We start from the raw sequence: 14,547 nt of genomic DNA, 5'->3' as shown, positions 1-14,547 counted from the left end.
TTTCCTCACTGTGACAAGCTTCTCTATTATTCTAGCTGTAGAGTAGAGAGTAGGAAGTGGGATTTCTTGATTTAGTAGTATGGAAGATCCTTGTTTGTATATTTATTAATACAGGTAGAGACAGAATTATTTCGCCCCTACCTGCGGTCTATCTTCAGTTGTGAACTAGACTAAGCTATGGGTCGGAGTATAAGACGTAATTGCCCGCATATACTGGGCCCGTTCATAGGCAGATTCATCTTCACAATGGAGTTGGGACATAGAACCCTGCATTTGCTTCACGGACTCATAGCCATGCTCTTCCATCCAATGGTTAATTTCTTCTTCCATCACTTGGATATGGTGAATTCCATGACGGAGCAGGGTAGAGCAAACCTGGGTGACTGATGCGCCAGCCATCAAGAGTTTAATCACATCATGACCCCGTTGTACGCCACTGGTGGCAGCTAGGTCGCAATCAATGCGACCATAAAGAATGGCAATCCAACGCATGGGTAAGCGCAAGTCATGGGTACTGCTGAGGACAGAACCGACTTCTACCTCTAAATCTTCGGCGTTAATGTCTGGTTGGAGGAAGCGGTTAAATAGCACTAAACCATCTGCTCCGATTTCACTAAAGCGTTTGGCCATATTGGCCATGTTGCTGAAAAAGGGGCTAAGTTTGAGAGCAATGGGAATGGTGACTTCTTTTTTGACTTCACTTAAGGTGTCGATATAATTTTGTTCCACCTGTGCGCCACTCATGTCAAAGTCAGTGGGGACATAATAGACGTTTAACTCGATCGCGTCTGCACCCTCGTCTTGCATGAGTTTGGCGTATTCCACCCATCCACCAGAAGAAAAGCCATTGAGACTGGCAATAATGGGAATATTGACGGCTGCTTTGGCTTGGCGAATGTGCTTTAAGTACAATTCTGGCCCGACGTGAAACTCGTCAGGTTCTGGGAAATAGGATAGGGCTTCAGCAAAGCTTTCTGTGCCATATTCGAGGTGATGGTGCAGTTCAAATTTTTCTCGCAGGAGTTGTTCTTCAAAGAGGGAATGGAGGACAACGGCAGCAGCACCGGCATCTTCGAGGCGTTTAATGGTGTCGATATCTTCCGAGAGGGGTAGGGCAGCACTGGGAACGATCGGCGATCGCAGATTGAGACCTAAATAGGTTGTGGTTAAATCCATGGTAACGGGTAATGGGTAATGGGTAACGGGTGGGGAATAGGGAATAGGGAATGGGCAATCTTCCCCTATCTCCCCATCCCCTACTCTAAGGAAGCTATTCTTCCGACTTCAGACTCCGTTCGGCGAGATATTTATACATGTCCCACCGGGTATTGACATCCTGTTGCGCTTCTTTCAACAAGCGTCTTGCGTCTTCTGGTTTGGTTTTGGTCAACATCTTGAACCGGTTTTCGGCGTACATGGAGTCTTTAACGCCTTTCTTGGGCGATCGCGAATCCAACTGTAGGGGATTTTCACCTGCCTCCGTGCGTCTAGGATCGTAGCGGTAGAGCAACCAGCGACCACTTTCCACAATTGCCTTTTGATGGCTCATGCCAGTGGTCATATTAATACCATGGGCAATGCAGTGGGAGTACGCAATAATCAAGGAGGGGCCGTCATAGGCTTCGGCTTCTAGGAAGACCTTGAGGGTATGTTCATCTCGCGCCCCTAGAGCCACGGAACCCACATAGATATTACCGTAGGTCATGGCAATCAGACCTAAATCTTTCTTGGGTGCAGGTTTACCACCAGCAGCGAATTTAGCGACGGCTCCCCTGGGGGTGGCTTTGGACGACTGACCACCTGTATTGGAGTATACTTCCGTATCCATCACCAGAACATTCACATTTCGGCCGGATGCCAGCACATGGTCTAAACCACCATAGCCAATGTCGTAAGCCCAACCATCACCGCCAACGATCCAGATGGATTTTTTCACCAAATAATCGGCTAAACTGAGCAATTGCTGCGCGTCTGGGTCGGTATTACCGGCGAGGATTTCCTTCACCTGAGCTACATATTGCCGTTGCTCGTAGATATCCGCTTCGGTTTTTTGGCCATTATTGAGGATTTGACTAACTAAGTTATCCCCTAGGGTGCCGGCTAATTTTTGCACCAGTTCGCAGGCAAATTCTTGATGTTTGGAAATGGCCAACTGGAAGCCTAAACCAAACTCGGCGTTATCTTCAAACAGGCTATTTGACCAACTGGGTCCCCGTCCTTCGCTGTTCACACTGTAAGGTGTGGTGGGTAAGTTACCGCCATAGATAGAGGAACAACCGGTGGCGTTAGCGATGACCATGCGATCGCCGAATAACTGGGTTGCTAGTTTAATATAAGGCGTTTCCCCACAACCGGCGCAGGCTCCAGAGAACTCAAACAGGGGTTCTTGCCATTGCTGTTGGCGAATCCGTTCTAAGTTTAAGGCCGCGCGATCGGGATTGGGCAAACCGAGGAAGAAGTCCCAATTTTGGCTCTCTTGTTCTCGCAAAGGTAACTGAGACTCCATGTTAATCGCCCGTTTCGAGGGCATGGATTTGTTCTTCGCCGGGCAGATATCGACACAAACGCCACATCCAGTACAGTCTTCGGGAGCGACTTGAATAGTGAATTTTTGTCCGGCAAAGGCTTTATCTTTGACATCAATGGACTTGAAGCTTTCCGGTGCATTGGCTAAAGCACCGGCATCATAGGCTTTACCGCGAATCGTGGCATGGGGACAAACAGCAATACACTTGCCACATTGCACGCAAACATCCGGGTCCCAAACCGGAATTTCTTGAGCCACATTCCGTTTTTCCCATTTCGAGGTTCCGGTGGGATAGGTTCCATCGCAGGGGAGCTTGCTGACGGGTAGGCTATCTCCTTGCCGTGCCAGCATTACCCCTTCCACTTCGCGCACGAATTCGGGAGCAGTCTCTCCAATGGCGGGTAAAATATGCAGATTGCTATTGGCTTGGCCGACGTTGACCTCATAGAGGTTATCCAAGGTTTGATCGACGGCTTTGATATTCAATTGGACAATTTCTGCCCCTTTCTTACCATAGGTTTTTTCGATCGCCTTCTTAATTTGAGCGATCGCCTCATCCCTGGGTAAAATTCCCGCCAAAGCAAAGAAACAGGTCTGCATAATCGTATTGATCCGATTTCCCATCCCGGTTTCCCGTGCTACCTGGTTGGCGTTAATCACATAGAACTTCAGACTTTGGCGCACGATCACTTCTTGGATTTCCAAGGGGAGTTTATCCCAGACCTCTTCTGGACCGTAGGGACTGTTAAGTAGGAAGACTGCGCCGGGTGCTGCCGATCCCAACACTTGAAGTTTTTCTAAGAATGTCCATTGGTGACAGCCAATAAAGTTCGCTTGGGTAATCAGATAGGTGCTGCGAATGCGATCGGGGCCAAACCGCAGGTGAGAGACGGTTACCGCGCCAGATTTCTTGGAGTCGTAAACAAAATAGCCTTGGGCATAGTTATCGGTATCGTTGCCGATAATTTTAATTGAGTTCTTATTGGCTCCAACTGTACCATCGGAACCCAAACCGTAGAACATCGCCCGCACAACACTATCGGGTTCGATAGAGAAGCTCGGATCGTACTCTAGAGAGGTGTTGGTCAAGTCATCGTTGATGCCGACAGTAAAGTGGTTTTTCGGTGATTCTTGGCTGAGGTTATCCAAGACGCTCTTGACCATGGCGGGGTTAAATTCTTTGGAAGATAAGCCATAGCGTCCAGCCACAATTTTAGGCACACTCCGTTCACTGAGCGGAGTCGAAGTGGCTTCGTAGAAGGCAGTCACCACATCTAAGTACAGGGGTTCGCCAGATGCGCCAGGTTCTTTGGTACGGTCTAAAACGGCGATCGCCTTTACGGTTTCGGGAAGAGCGCTAATGAATTTACTCGCATCCCAGGGACGATACATGCGAACTTTCAGCACGCCCACTTTTTCCCCTTGAGCCACCAGATAATCAATGGTTTCATGAGCGGTTTCACAACCGGAACCCATGAGAATGATAATGCGCTCGGCATCGGGTGCGCCGTGGTATTCGTAGGGTTGATATCTGCGTCCCGTTAGTTCAGCGAACTGATCCATGGCTTTCTGCACTTCTTCGGCGCAGACATCATAGAAGGGGTTGACGCTTTCTCTGGCTTGGAAGTAAACATCGGGATTTTGAGCCGTTCCGCGCAGAGCGGGGCGATCGGGGGTTAGGCCGCGCGATCGATGGTCGTAGACGGTGCGATCGTCAATAATTGCCCGCAGGACGCTCTCTTCGAGCAGTTCAATCTTTTGCACTTCGTGGGAAGTCCGAAAACCGTCGAAGAAGTGGATGAAGGGCACACGGGATTTAAGGGAAGCCGCTTGAGCCACCAGCGCTAAGTCATGAGCTTCTTGTATCGATGCCGAAGCCAGCAAAGCGCAACCGGTAGCACGCGTCGCCATTACGTCAGAATGATCCCCGAAAATCGAGAGAGCTTGAGCGGCGATCGAACGAGCTGCCACATGCAATACGGCTGCCGTCAGTTCCCCAGCAATTTTGTAGAGGTTGGGAATCATGAGCAGCAATCCTTGAGATGCGGTAAAGGTCGTTGTTAAAGACCCCCCCTGTAGCGATCCATGGACTGCTCCTGCGGCTCCTCCTTCACTTTGCATTTCTACCACTGAGGGTACGGTTCCCCATAGGTTCGGCCGCCCCTCCGACATCCAGGCATCTGCCCATTCTCCCATCGGAGAGGAAGGAGTAATGGGATAAATGGCAATGACTTCGTTGAGTTTGTACGCAACACGGGCCACTGCCTCGTTGCCGTCTAGTGTTGCATAGTTTTTGGTGTTCATAGGTAAGAAAGTCCTTTCGGTCTACGACTGAAGATGAATGGATACAGCTCAGCGGCTGTTGACCTTTTTCCCTAGGTTGGGGGTCTAATTTCGAGAGTCAAAACAACCATTTCATTGTTTTTCTCGATCGGAATTTTATCGGGGTGAAAACTTGCACTCTCCTGAGAAGTTCAATGGTGCAAACCCTAGGATTGTGCAGAGATTATTTTCGGGTAATTTGTTTGGTTCCTAGTCCAGTCAATTCTTTTCCGATCCGATCATGTAGTAAGTTCCTACAGTTTGGAATGGGTTCTTAATCTTATTTAACTGAATGTATTAATTTGTTGTAAATCAGTTAAGGTTTGTTCAGCTTCATTTTGATCGACAATCGATAGGGCAAAACCGACGTGAACCAATACATAGTCATGGATCTGGGCTTCAGGGACATAGGCTAAACTGACTTCTTTAATGACACCTCCAAAGCTGACGCGACCCATTTTTGTCAGGGGATCTTCACCAGAGATGCTAATAAGTTTTCCAGGCACTGCTAAACACATCTTTCACCTCTTTAGATTTAATCTTCTTTTAAGCATTCGTTAAGACAAATGCTTGCTTGCTAGGAGTAGCATACATTGGGGGAATGGAAGAAAAATTCAGGATTTTTTTAATAAATACACAGAGAAATAGAGGAAGATCCAGTTTTCCCTATTGCCTATTGCCTATTGCCTTGATCTATAGATTCAGACTTTGGGAGTAAAGACAGTTGACTCTCTTCAAGATTAACCACATACCGTACAGGTTTCTTTGTTTTTTTCACCTTTCCCTCTTCCTCAGCTCTCTTTAACCAATCTTGAAGTTGCCCTTGTCTGACCTGCAAACGTTCAACAAGAGATTTGAGATCGAGAGGTTGATTTAGGGGTTCCAGGATAAACGGTAAAACTGCTTCATAGATATCTTTAGGTTGCCTTAAATTATCTTCAGTGACTTCATATTGATCCTGAGTTGGAGAATCTTCTTGCTGGCTTTTCTCTCCATCTACTTTTTCTTCAGGAAGCAGCTCTAAGTCTCGATTTAGCAGTTGACTGAATAAAGAAGAAGAGAGCACTGGAAAACATTTCGCTCCCTTATCAATAAGTTTTTTATTTCCTTCCGGTATAGAATTCTCAACTTTAACAAAAACAGGAACTTCTTTTATTTTTTCTAGTGCTTCTTTTGCTCCTGCCCAAGTTCCTCCTTGTTCATAATTAGAAGTGACGACCAACGCATAATCAGCTAAAGCATAAATATATTTATTTCGACCCATGGCATTACCGATATGAAAGCCAGCATCGGGATCGTAAGGAGAAAGTAAGGTCAATCTACCTTCAGCAATAGAACTACGGTATTTTTTATTCAGAGCAGTCTTAATTAAACTATCGGCCAAAACTCCAAGGACTGTTCCTGATGCTTGTAAGGTTGCTAACATTGAGGTCTGATCGATCCCACGCGCTCCACCAGAAATAACTTGGATATTCTGGTGGGTACAAATCTTGGTCACTTGATGAGTATAGTCAATTTCTTCTTGACTAATATTACGAGAACCGACAATTGCCAAACCGCCTCTTTCCAATAAATTCTGTTGTCCCACTCCATAGAGAATGGGGGGAGATTTTTGCTTTAATCTATCTTTAAGACGCTTCGGATAGTTCGGGTCACCTCGTCCCATAATCCATAATCCTTGCTGACTCCATTTTTCTACAGCTAAACTCAGCAAAAAACCTCGTTTTAGTAAAGCATCAGTTCGATAAGGATCGAGTTTATTAATAGATGCGTTTTCTAGCTTATCTTTACCTATTGTATTGAGTAAATCACCAGGACGCATCTTGTTTTCTTTAAGCCAAGTAACTAAAGTATTGTATTCACTCAATGTTAAGGGCTGAGGAAAAGAAAGCCGATCTTCTCCAAAACTGGCACAGAGCAGTAAAATAGCTTGAGTATCTAAAGAAAGTAAATGATTTTCCATGATTTTATAATCAGCTTTCTAAAAAGAATTTAATGCCAAAGCCAGGGGGAAAACCGCACCACTTCCAGCACGTTTTAAGAGCGCTGCAATTACAGTCAATGTCCAACGAGAATCTACGATATCATCAACAAGGAAGACTGGCCCGCTCAATCCTGCCCAAGGCTCGATCTGAAATATACCATCTAAGTTATGCGCTTGTTGATAACTGTTATTCATCTCTTTTTGTTCTTTATTATGTCCTACTTTCCGCACGGCTGGCACAAAGGGTAAATTGAGCTGATCAGCCAATCTTTGGGCAAAATTGGGAACCAGTTCTGGGCGCTTTAAGGAAGGAACGCAAGTCACCCAAGTGGCGAAAGGTTGGGGTTGCCAGCGTTCAATCATGTCTAACACACCCTGTACTAAGGCATCATCAAAATGATCGTCTTCATATTTTCCTTTTCTGACGAATTCTCCCCATCCTGCATCCCCCCAAAGGGATAAAGCTCTTCCCGGTTCGGCTTTTAAGTTTTTTTGAATGTTACCAGAAAAATTATAACTTGATAAAGCTTGAGCTTTCCATTGTTTTCGCGGTTCAATGACAATATGGCTACGGCGCAAGAAGTGCAACGCTTGATTGAGTAATTCTCTGGAGTAGGTTTCCGGGATTAAGGGTTGACCTAAACAGGCAGCACATTTACCACATGGTGTTGTATTCAGATCATCTAATGCTTGGGCAAGAAATACCATCAGGCATTGTTGAGTATTCATATACTCTTGCATTTGAGTTTGTTCGGCGCGGCGAATTTGGGTCAATTGGGCAATTTTTTCTGTGTTAGGTTTATAGTTCACTGCTGCGGGGGTAGCATTCCACTGAGAACCGCGCTTAGTTACTGGTGCAGGAGATTCTAAAGAGAGGAGTTTTAGCACTTTCTGAATTTGACTTCTAGAAAGGTTTAAATTTTGCTCTATCTGAGATAAACTTAAACCATTTTCCGCCTGATTGAGGACGTTCAAAACTTGCTGGTTATGGGCTTCTGGAGGAAAGGCTGTGTTAATAAAGTAGTCGGTGATTTCGTCGTCTTCTTCACCACTTAAAAGAATACCATAGGCTTGGTCTACTGCTCTTCCGGCTCGTCCGACTTGTTGATAGTAATGGACGACTGAACCGGGACGCTGGTAATGAATAACAAATCCTAAATCGGGTTTATCAAAACCCATTCCTAAAGCGGTGGTGGCAACTAAGGCTTTGATTCCATTGTTGAGTAGTTGATCTTCTAACATTTCACGTTCTTCACCTGTGAGATCGCCATGGTAAGCTTTAGCATAAATTCCTTGACCTCCTAACCATTCAGCTACTCGATTAGCATCTCGAACAGTCAATGCATAAATAATGCCACTTCCGGGTAAGTTAGGAAGATGTTGGGCTAACCATGCCATTCTCGCAGCTTGGCTGGGAAGATGAATCTTTTGCAGTTGTAAGCTTTGGCGGGTGAGTGTTCCTCTGGATATTTGTAAATTTGACCCTAATTGCTCTTTAATATCGTTAACTACACGGTTGTTTGCTGTGGCGGTGGTGGCGAGGGCGGGAATGTTGAACGGAAGAGCTTGTAAAATACGGACAATACGCCGATAGTCTGGGCGAAAGTCGTGTCCCCAGTCAGAAATACAGTGGGCTTCATCAACGACAAATAAGCCAATTTTTCTCGATATGGGTAAGAGGATAGTTTCGTTAAATTTTTCGTTGGCGAGTCGTTCTGGAGAGATGAGTAATATATCAATGTTTCCTGCTACTAGCTCAGTTTGTACTGATTCCCATTCTTTTGTGTTGCTGGAGTTAATGGTAGCAGCTTTAACGTTAATTCTGGAGGCGGCGGCGATTTGATTTCGCATGAGGGCAAGTAGGGGGGAAATGAGGATAGTTGGGCCATTTCCTCGATCGCGCAGAAGTCGAGTTGCGAGAAAATAGACTAGACTTTTGCCCCAACCGGTGCGTTGCACCACCAGCAAACGAGCTTGATTTTCGATTAAAGTTTCAATAGCTTCCCATTGTCCGTCTCTAAATTCTGCTATGGGGTTATTGAGGGCAATGCGTAGAAAGTTTAAGGCTTGTTGTCTCAGTTCATCAGGCATATGAATATAGCGCTTTGTGCTGGTAATGGGTAATCGGTAAACCGTTTTTCCTTGATTACCTCGATAAGTTTGTTGTTATTATAACGCTGCTGGCGATCTCCTAGTCCTTTGGAACTAGACTGCTCTAGTCTTTTTGTGAAGGGAGGTTTAGTGCTAGTGTGAGTGAGATTTGGGAGTTTGGAGTCAGGTCATCCTCTTGTGCTTTTCCTAGGATGGGGTCAAGTTCAAGGAGTTAGTGACTATGTTACAGAGTGTTCCTGAAAAACAGATGAGAAGGGTGCGATCGCTGCTGGCGATCGCCTGGTTGCTGTTAATTGTATCTCTGATCTACGATCCCATTTCACCCCTGTTAACCCATCCCGATACCCACTGGAGCTTACTGCGTCTCGATCCGAGGTTATTCGATCCGCAACGGTGTCACGAGGTGGTGACGGTGCAAGGACAGTGTTTTATTGAGCGTCCCTATGCGATCGCCACCCGACTCTTTTGGGGCGTTATTATCGGGGCAATCATTTGTATCGTTTTTTTCTTCGGTCATGAAAGTTGGCGCAGAATTTGTCCCCTCTCCTTCTTTTCCCAACTGCCTCGTTTATGGGGAATTCAACGGCAAAAACAAACCACGAATCCTCGCACGGGTAAAGTGCGCTCTGAATGGGTGAAAATTGACCCCAACTCTTGGCTCGGTCGCCATCATGTTGCCTTTCAGTTTGGATTTCTCTTCGTCGGTTTATGCCTGAGAATGTTATTTTTAGACTCCCATCGTCTCTTGTTAGCTACTTTTCTGAGCGCCACTATTTTAGCCAGTATAATTGTCGGCTATTTATTCGCTGGAAAAACCTGGTGTCAATATGTTTGCCCCATGGGGCCGGTCGAACTCTTTTACACTGGCCCCAGGGCATTATGGGGCAGTCGCGCCCATGAAAAAACTACGTCTAAAATTACCCAATCCATGTGCCGGGCGATCGATGAAACCGGCAAAGAAAAAAGTGCTTGTGTTGCCTGTAAATCTGCTTGTTTTGACATTGATGCAGAACGGAGTTATTGGGACTCTTTGCAAGACTCACAGCGCAAGTTTTTCCATTATGGCTATGTGGGGCTAGTGTTGGCATTTTATTTATATTACATTTTCTATGCTGGCGACTTAGACTACTTTTTCTCTGGGGCTTGGACCCATAATGGGGAGCAAGTACAACGAGTTTTGACCCCTGGCTTTTACTTTTTCAATCTAGCAATTCCCATTCCGAGATTAATTGCTGTTCCTCTGACCTTTGCAGTGTTCACTTTAGGGAGTTATGGGATCTTGTGCCGTATAGAAAAAGCCTATAAAGCCTACTGTCTACGCCACGATCGAGAATTTTCAGTAGAAAAAGTGCGCCATCATGTGTTTTCATTTTCTACCTTTTTGACGTTTAACTTTCTCTTTTCTGTGGGAACCCATTCTACTTTAGAGTTATTCCCGAAATGGCTAGAATGGGGAATTCAAGCTCTGGTTCCAATTTTAAGTGCTGCCTGGTTCTATCGAACTTGGAATCGATCGTTAAGTGCCTACCACAAAGAGAGTGTAGCCAGTAGTTTGCGTCGGCAACTGAGTAAGTTAGAGTTCAATTTTCCTGAATTCCTAGAAAATCGTTCTTTAGAGGATCTCAAAGCAGAAGAAATATATGTTTTGGCTAAGGTGCTGCCTGGATTTAGTCAAGGGTCTAAAGTGCGAGTTTACCAAGGGATTTTGCGAGAAATGTTGGAGAAGAAGATGACTGGTTCTCAGGAGTCTTTAGAGTTGTTAACTCAGGTACGGTTATCTTTGGGAATTGGGGAAGAAATGCACTTTAAGGTACTGTCTGATTTAGGGGAAAAGTATCCAGAGCTGTTGTATGGCGATCGCCCGTTAATTCCGATGTCAAGTTTGTCCCTTTCTTCTCTCTCAAAATAAAGCTAGGATCGTAGTGGAGTGTTTCATCTAAAATAGTGCATTATCGATGGATGAGGGTATAGGGTTATTTTTCTCCCTCCTCCCCATCTTTTTCTAATGCATCAAATTAGATAAAAGAATTTACTCCTGCTACACTAGAAGGTATCTATAATATTACAGCACTTCGCCCTAGGGAATAGTTATTGTTATGACCCGAGCACAACATGAATTTGATGTCACCCAGCACTTCGATGAAAGCCTTTCTACCCAATACGATCGTAGAATTCGCTTATTTTGTCCCAGTTATGATGCTTTACATCAAATGTTAATTCCTTGGTTGCAAGAATTACCGAAAAATGCTAATTTTCTTTCCGCAGGGGCTGGGACTGGGGCAGAAATTGTAAACCTCGGAAAAGTCTTCTCCAACTGGAATTTTGTTGCTGTTGATGCTTCTGGCGATATGCTCAATGCTTGCCATCAGAGGATTAAAAGTGTGGAGATGGGTAATCGAGTCACATTGGTCAACAGCAAGGTGCAAGACTATAAATTCCCAGGTGGATTTGATGGCGCATCGTCTATCTTTGTTGCTCACTTCATTAGAGATAAGCAAGAAAAATTAGCCTACTTCAGTTCACTGGCGAGTAATTTGAAGCCTGGGGCAATTCTAGCGATCGCCGATCTGTTTGGCAATCGAGAAACCCTTGAATTTTCTCGATTGCTGAATGCTTTGCTAATGTCTTACGCAGGGCATGGTATCTCTGAAGAGCAATTCGATCGCGATCGAGAACATATAGAAAGAGATGTAGACTTTATCTCTGAGAGCGAATTGTTTTCTCTTTTAAATCAGGCTGGCTTTATCAAGCCCCTAAAGTTTTACCAAACCTATCTGTTTGGCGGTTGGATCGCCACTCGAAGCGGTTGAATTGAATCCATTGTTAAATTTGGGTGAAATTAGCTGGATTTTGATCGCGTCGATCGCGCACCGGAATCGGTCTTCCTTGGCGATCGCCAGATAGAGCTACCGTGGTTTCTAATGCTTCTCTCAGTCGTTTAGCAGCATAGATGGACATATCTCTGGGCACACTAATACGATCGTGCAGGTACCGCAGGGCTGGATCGGAACCAGATGGTGGCCGACAGAGTTCTCCTGTTATCATGTAAGTTAGAGCACAACGCAAGGCTTCATCAAAAAGGCGATCGTCCGCTGGATTAACGGGAATGATATTATGACGATGCTTGATCGCCCGGTGCAGAGCTTCCGATCGAGACGTTTCGGGTTCTGGATACATCACATCTGGTAATCCGAACCAAGGGCTGCTTCAACTTGAGCCACGGCGGAATGTAGGTATTTAATTTTGAGATGCTTGTGATCATTATCTGGCAAGGGTTTGAGTTGTACTATTGTCAAACGCTCCGACTTTTGCGGTTCTAACTCGAAAAAAGTCAGAAATCGCGTTGAGATCGTCTTAATAGTAGAAGGGCAAAAAGCCACCCCGGTTCTGGGAGCCTAGGCCAAAAAACCTGAAGGCTGCAAGCAAGGATAGCGACGTTATTCACTCTTGACGTTCAAGATGTGGAATGTATGCGAGATCCTCTTGCAAGAGAAAGCAACGCCCTTTGCCACACCAATTTTGGCTCTGTGCTGGTGTATCTGGAGGAACACCCGGGATTACGATCGGGCGATCGTTTACACCGATGGTTATGCTCCTTGCCCCGCACCGCCCCAGAACCGTGGTACTTGCATTCTGTGGTTGTTTGTGAGATCGGTGCATTACCGGAGTTGTTATCCCAAGCTACAGCTCTAATTAATTTAATTAGAGATGAATATAGTGATATTGGGTTAACGTTCAAGTTAATCTCATTCTTAGGTTATTCAACAATAGCTGATTAAGATTGCTCAGTTAGGGTATTTAACGATGATTAACGGAGGTTCATTAGCAGAAACTGGTGAAGATAAAGATGATGCTACCTTCAACTCTAAAGTAGCTGATGAGCAGCAGGTCATTTTAAACAATCTCGCCATGTCATCTGAGATTGCGAATGTCAATTTAGCACAGCAAAATGCTGTTAATAAGCAAAGTGCGCTCTTTCAATTGGAGATGGCAACGATTGGTAAATGTGTAGAAATTATTATGAGGATTGACCCCAATAGTCCTCATGCCAAAGATAATCTCGAAACCTACCAATCCCTTATGCAAAACTTGGTACAGATATTTAAACAAATGGAACCAAGTATTACAAGAAATAACGTCAGTTCCGAGGGTGGAAGTCCTGAAAAGGATAGTCCTGGAAGAAGTGCGGACCACTGAAGGTATTGAAAGCAAGTCGATTAGTAGTTGTGCGTTTTGCTTTGCCCCTACCCTGTAGCCCAACCACAATTGCTTTATTGCTTTATCAAGTTTGGATCTAAAGGGATATGAAGTCTTGAAAAAACTTTAGGTTGTTTAGATTCATAGTTCAAACAAACACAAACTAACAAGGAGTAAAACTCAAATGGCACTAACAGAGAAACAGATTACAGATGCGTTTCCTACTGACAGTGATGGTAAGCCTGAAGATAAGCAAAAAGTGATTCTTAGTCTAAATCAAAGCATAGAGACACTAGAGGAGGCGGGAAAATCAAAGACTCCACATAACTCAGGAGGAGGAAGTGATTCAGCAGGAAGTGATTCAGTAGGAGGTAGTGGAGATGCTTTACCCGACGATATCCGTGAATCAATTGCCATTGCCAATGCTAAAAGCGTAGCCGAGCAACCATCAATGTTGTCGAATCTCGCTTTTGCTAATTTGCTCACCAATGGTAATTTATCTCAACAAAATGCTGTGTCTAACCAACAGGCGATCAATCAACTAGCGGTTACTGTTGTTGGTAACGCAGTCAATCGTGTATCAGATTTGAGTCCGATGGAAGCCATCGCTGTTAACAAGTTAGATACAGGTAATGATGTGGCTCAACAACTAATCGATCTCAAGGCTGTTACAAAAGCACCATCTAAAGAGGAATCAGTATAGTGAGGTTCGTTAGTGTCTAAGTTCCTAGCTGAAGTTGACACTGACCCGTTTAATCATTCCCACGTTAGTGCGGGAATAATTGCCCCAATTACCCAAGGAGAAATGTATGCCATCAGCATTGCCCGGAGATATTCGCGAATCGGTTGCTATTGCCAATGCTAAAAGTGTAGCCGAACAGCCAGCTATGCTTTCCAATTTGGCATTTGCTAATTTAGCTGCTAATACTAATTTATCTCAGCAAAATGCCCTGTCTAATCAACAGGCGATCAATCAACTAGCGGTTACTGTTGTTGGTAACGCAGTCAATCGGGTATCAGATTTGAGTTCGATGGAAGCCATCGCTGTCAACAAGTTAGATACAGGTAATGATCTGGCTCAACAACTAATCGATCTCAAAGCTGTTACAAAACAAGATCCACAATCTAAATAGTGAGGTTCGTTAGTGTCTAAGTTCCTAGCTGAAGTTGACACTGACCCGTTTAATCATTCCCACGTTAGTGTGGGAATAATTGTCCCAATTACCCAAGGAGAAATGTATGCCATCAGCATTGCCCGGAGATATTCGCGAATCAGTTGCTATTGCCAATGCTAAAAGTGTAGCCGAACAGCCAGCTATGCTTTCCAATTTGGCATTTGCTAATTTAGCTGCTAATACTAATTTATCTCAGCAAAATGCCCTGTCTAATCAACAGGCGATCAATC

Annotated in this window: 11 protein-coding genes and 1 pseudogene; 6 read left to right on the top strand and 6 right to left on the bottom strand. The window is 44.8% G+C overall.

Going from position 1 to position 14,547, the window contains the following annotated elements; translation table 11 throughout:
• Positions 1 to 165: 165 nt before the first annotated feature.
• From PN466_RS11410 to PN466_RS11390, 5 genes are all read right to left on the bottom strand, one after another.
• Positions 166 to 1,176: a dihydroorotate dehydrogenase-like protein gene (locus PN466_RS11410; RefSeq protein WP_271939758.1), complete on the bottom strand. Its 1,011-nt coding sequence runs from the start codon at positions 1,174 to 1,176 to the stop codon at positions 166 to 168.
• 94 nt (positions 1,177 to 1,270) lie between these two features.
• Positions 1,271 to 4,831 (bottom strand): pyruvate:ferredoxin (flavodoxin) oxidoreductase, encoded by a 3,561-nt coding sequence (gene nifJ / locus PN466_RS11405; protein WP_271939757.1) that lies wholly within the window; start codon positions 4,829 to 4,831, stop codon positions 1,271 to 1,273.
• A gap of 302 nt (positions 4,832 to 5,133) precedes the next feature.
• On the bottom strand, positions 5,134 to 5,367 hold the full coding sequence (locus PN466_RS11400) for a HypC/HybG/HupF family hydrogenase formation chaperone (protein ID WP_271939756.1): 234 nt from the start codon (positions 5,365 to 5,367) through the stop codon (positions 5,134 to 5,136).
• Positions 5,368 to 5,522: 155 nt separating this feature from the next.
• The gene (locus PN466_RS11395) at positions 5,523 to 6,812 is read right to left on the bottom strand and encodes a DNA-processing protein DprA (RefSeq protein WP_271939755.1); all 1,290 of its coding nucleotides are present in this window, start codon (positions 6,810 to 6,812) and stop codon (positions 5,523 to 5,525) included.
• 18 nt (positions 6,813 to 6,830) lie between these two features.
• A complete protein-coding gene (locus PN466_RS11390; RefSeq protein ID WP_271939754.1) occupies positions 6,831 to 8,924 on the bottom strand; it encodes a RecQ family ATP-dependent DNA helicase in 2,094 nt (697 codons plus the stop codon).
• Positions 8,925 to 9,165: 241 nt separating this feature from the next.
• Here PN466_RS11390 and PN466_RS11385 point away from each other — a divergent pair, with 241 nt between their 5' ends.
• Complete coding sequence (locus PN466_RS11385) at positions 9,166 to 10,854, top strand: calcium-binding protein (RefSeq protein WP_271939753.1); 1,689 nt, start codon at positions 9,166 to 9,168, stop codon at positions 10,852 to 10,854.
• A gap of 187 nt (positions 10,855 to 11,041) precedes the next feature.
• Positions 11,042 to 11,755, top strand: coding sequence for a class I SAM-dependent methyltransferase (locus PN466_RS11380; RefSeq protein WP_271939752.1), 714 nt, complete (start codon positions 11,042 to 11,044; stop codon positions 11,753 to 11,755).
• Between the two features lie 13 nt (positions 11,756 to 11,768).
• Here PN466_RS11380 and PN466_RS11375 read toward each other — a convergent pair.
• Positions 11,769 to 12,152 (bottom strand): annotated as a pseudogene (locus PN466_RS11375) (glutathione S-transferase); the annotation flags it as partial.
• 263 nt (positions 12,153 to 12,415) lie between these two features.
• Between PN466_RS11375 and PN466_RS11370 the strand changes: the two are divergent.
• The 4 genes from PN466_RS11370 to PN466_RS11355 all read left to right on the top strand — a co-directional run bounded on the left by PN466_RS11370 (position 12,416) and on the right by PN466_RS11355 (position 14,275).
• Positions 12,416 to 12,724 (top strand): hypothetical protein, encoded by a 309-nt coding sequence (locus tag PN466_RS11370; RefSeq protein WP_271939751.1) that lies wholly within the window; start codon positions 12,416 to 12,418, stop codon positions 12,722 to 12,724.
• A 25-nt stretch (positions 12,725 to 12,749) separates the two neighbouring features.
• Complete coding sequence (locus tag PN466_RS11365; protein WP_271939750.1) at positions 12,750 to 13,142, top strand: hypothetical protein; 393 nt, start codon at positions 12,750 to 12,752, stop codon at positions 13,140 to 13,142.
• A gap of 184 nt (positions 13,143 to 13,326) precedes the next feature.
• Positions 13,327 to 13,845, top strand: coding sequence for a RebB family R body protein (locus PN466_RS11360; RefSeq protein ID WP_271939749.1), 519 nt, complete (start codon positions 13,327 to 13,329; stop codon positions 13,843 to 13,845).
• Positions 13,846 to 13,951: 106 nt separating this feature from the next.
• Entirely contained in the window at positions 13,952 to 14,275 is a 324-nt protein-coding gene (locus tag PN466_RS11355) for a RebB family R body protein (RefSeq protein WP_271939748.1), read from the top strand.
• Positions 14,276 to 14,547: the final 272 nt, after the last annotated feature.

The sequence above is a fragment of the Roseofilum reptotaenium CS-1145 genome (assembly GCF_028330985.1).
Lineage (GTDB): Bacteria > Cyanobacteriota > Cyanobacteriia > Cyanobacteriales > Desertifilaceae > Roseofilum > Roseofilum reptotaenium.
The sequence above is the reverse complement of the archived record's forward strand: the minus strand, read 5'-3'. Positions and strand labels throughout refer to the sequence as shown.

Bases quoted from the DNA above. Each gene is read 5' to 3' on its own strand.
- PN466_RS11410 (WP_271939758.1), bottom strand. From the start codon at position 1,176: ATGGATTTAACCACAACCTATTTAGGTCTCAATCTGCGATCGCCGATC.
- nifJ (WP_271939757.1), bottom strand. From the start codon at position 4,831: ATGAACACCAAAAACTATGCAACACTAGACGGCAACGAGGCAGTGGCC.
- PN466_RS11400 (WP_271939756.1), bottom strand. From the start codon at position 5,367: ATGTGTTTAGCAGTGCCTGGAAAACTTATTAGCATCTCTGGTGAAGAT.
- PN466_RS11395 (WP_271939755.1), bottom strand. From the start codon at position 6,812: ATGGAAAATCATTTACTTTCTTTAGATACTCAAGCTATTTTACTGCTC.
- PN466_RS11390 (WP_271939754.1), bottom strand. From the start codon at position 8,924: ATGCCTGATGAACTGAGACAACAAGCCTTAAACTTTCTACGCATTGCC.
- PN466_RS11385 (WP_271939753.1), top strand. From the start codon at position 9,166: ATGTTACAGAGTGTTCCTGAAAAACAGATGAGAAGGGTGCGATCGCTG.
- PN466_RS11380 (WP_271939752.1), top strand. From the start codon at position 11,042: ATGACCCGAGCACAACATGAATTTGATGTCACCCAGCACTTCGATGAA.
- PN466_RS11370 (WP_271939751.1), top strand. From the start codon at position 12,416: ATGCGAGATCCTCTTGCAAGAGAAAGCAACGCCCTTTGCCACACCAAT.
- PN466_RS11365 (WP_271939750.1), top strand. From the start codon at position 12,750: ATGATTAACGGAGGTTCATTAGCAGAAACTGGTGAAGATAAAGATGAT.
- PN466_RS11360 (WP_271939749.1), top strand. From the start codon at position 13,327: ATGGCACTAACAGAGAAACAGATTACAGATGCGTTTCCTACTGACAGT.
- PN466_RS11355 (WP_271939748.1), top strand. From the start codon at position 13,952: ATGCCATCAGCATTGCCCGGAGATATTCGCGAATCGGTTGCTATTGCC.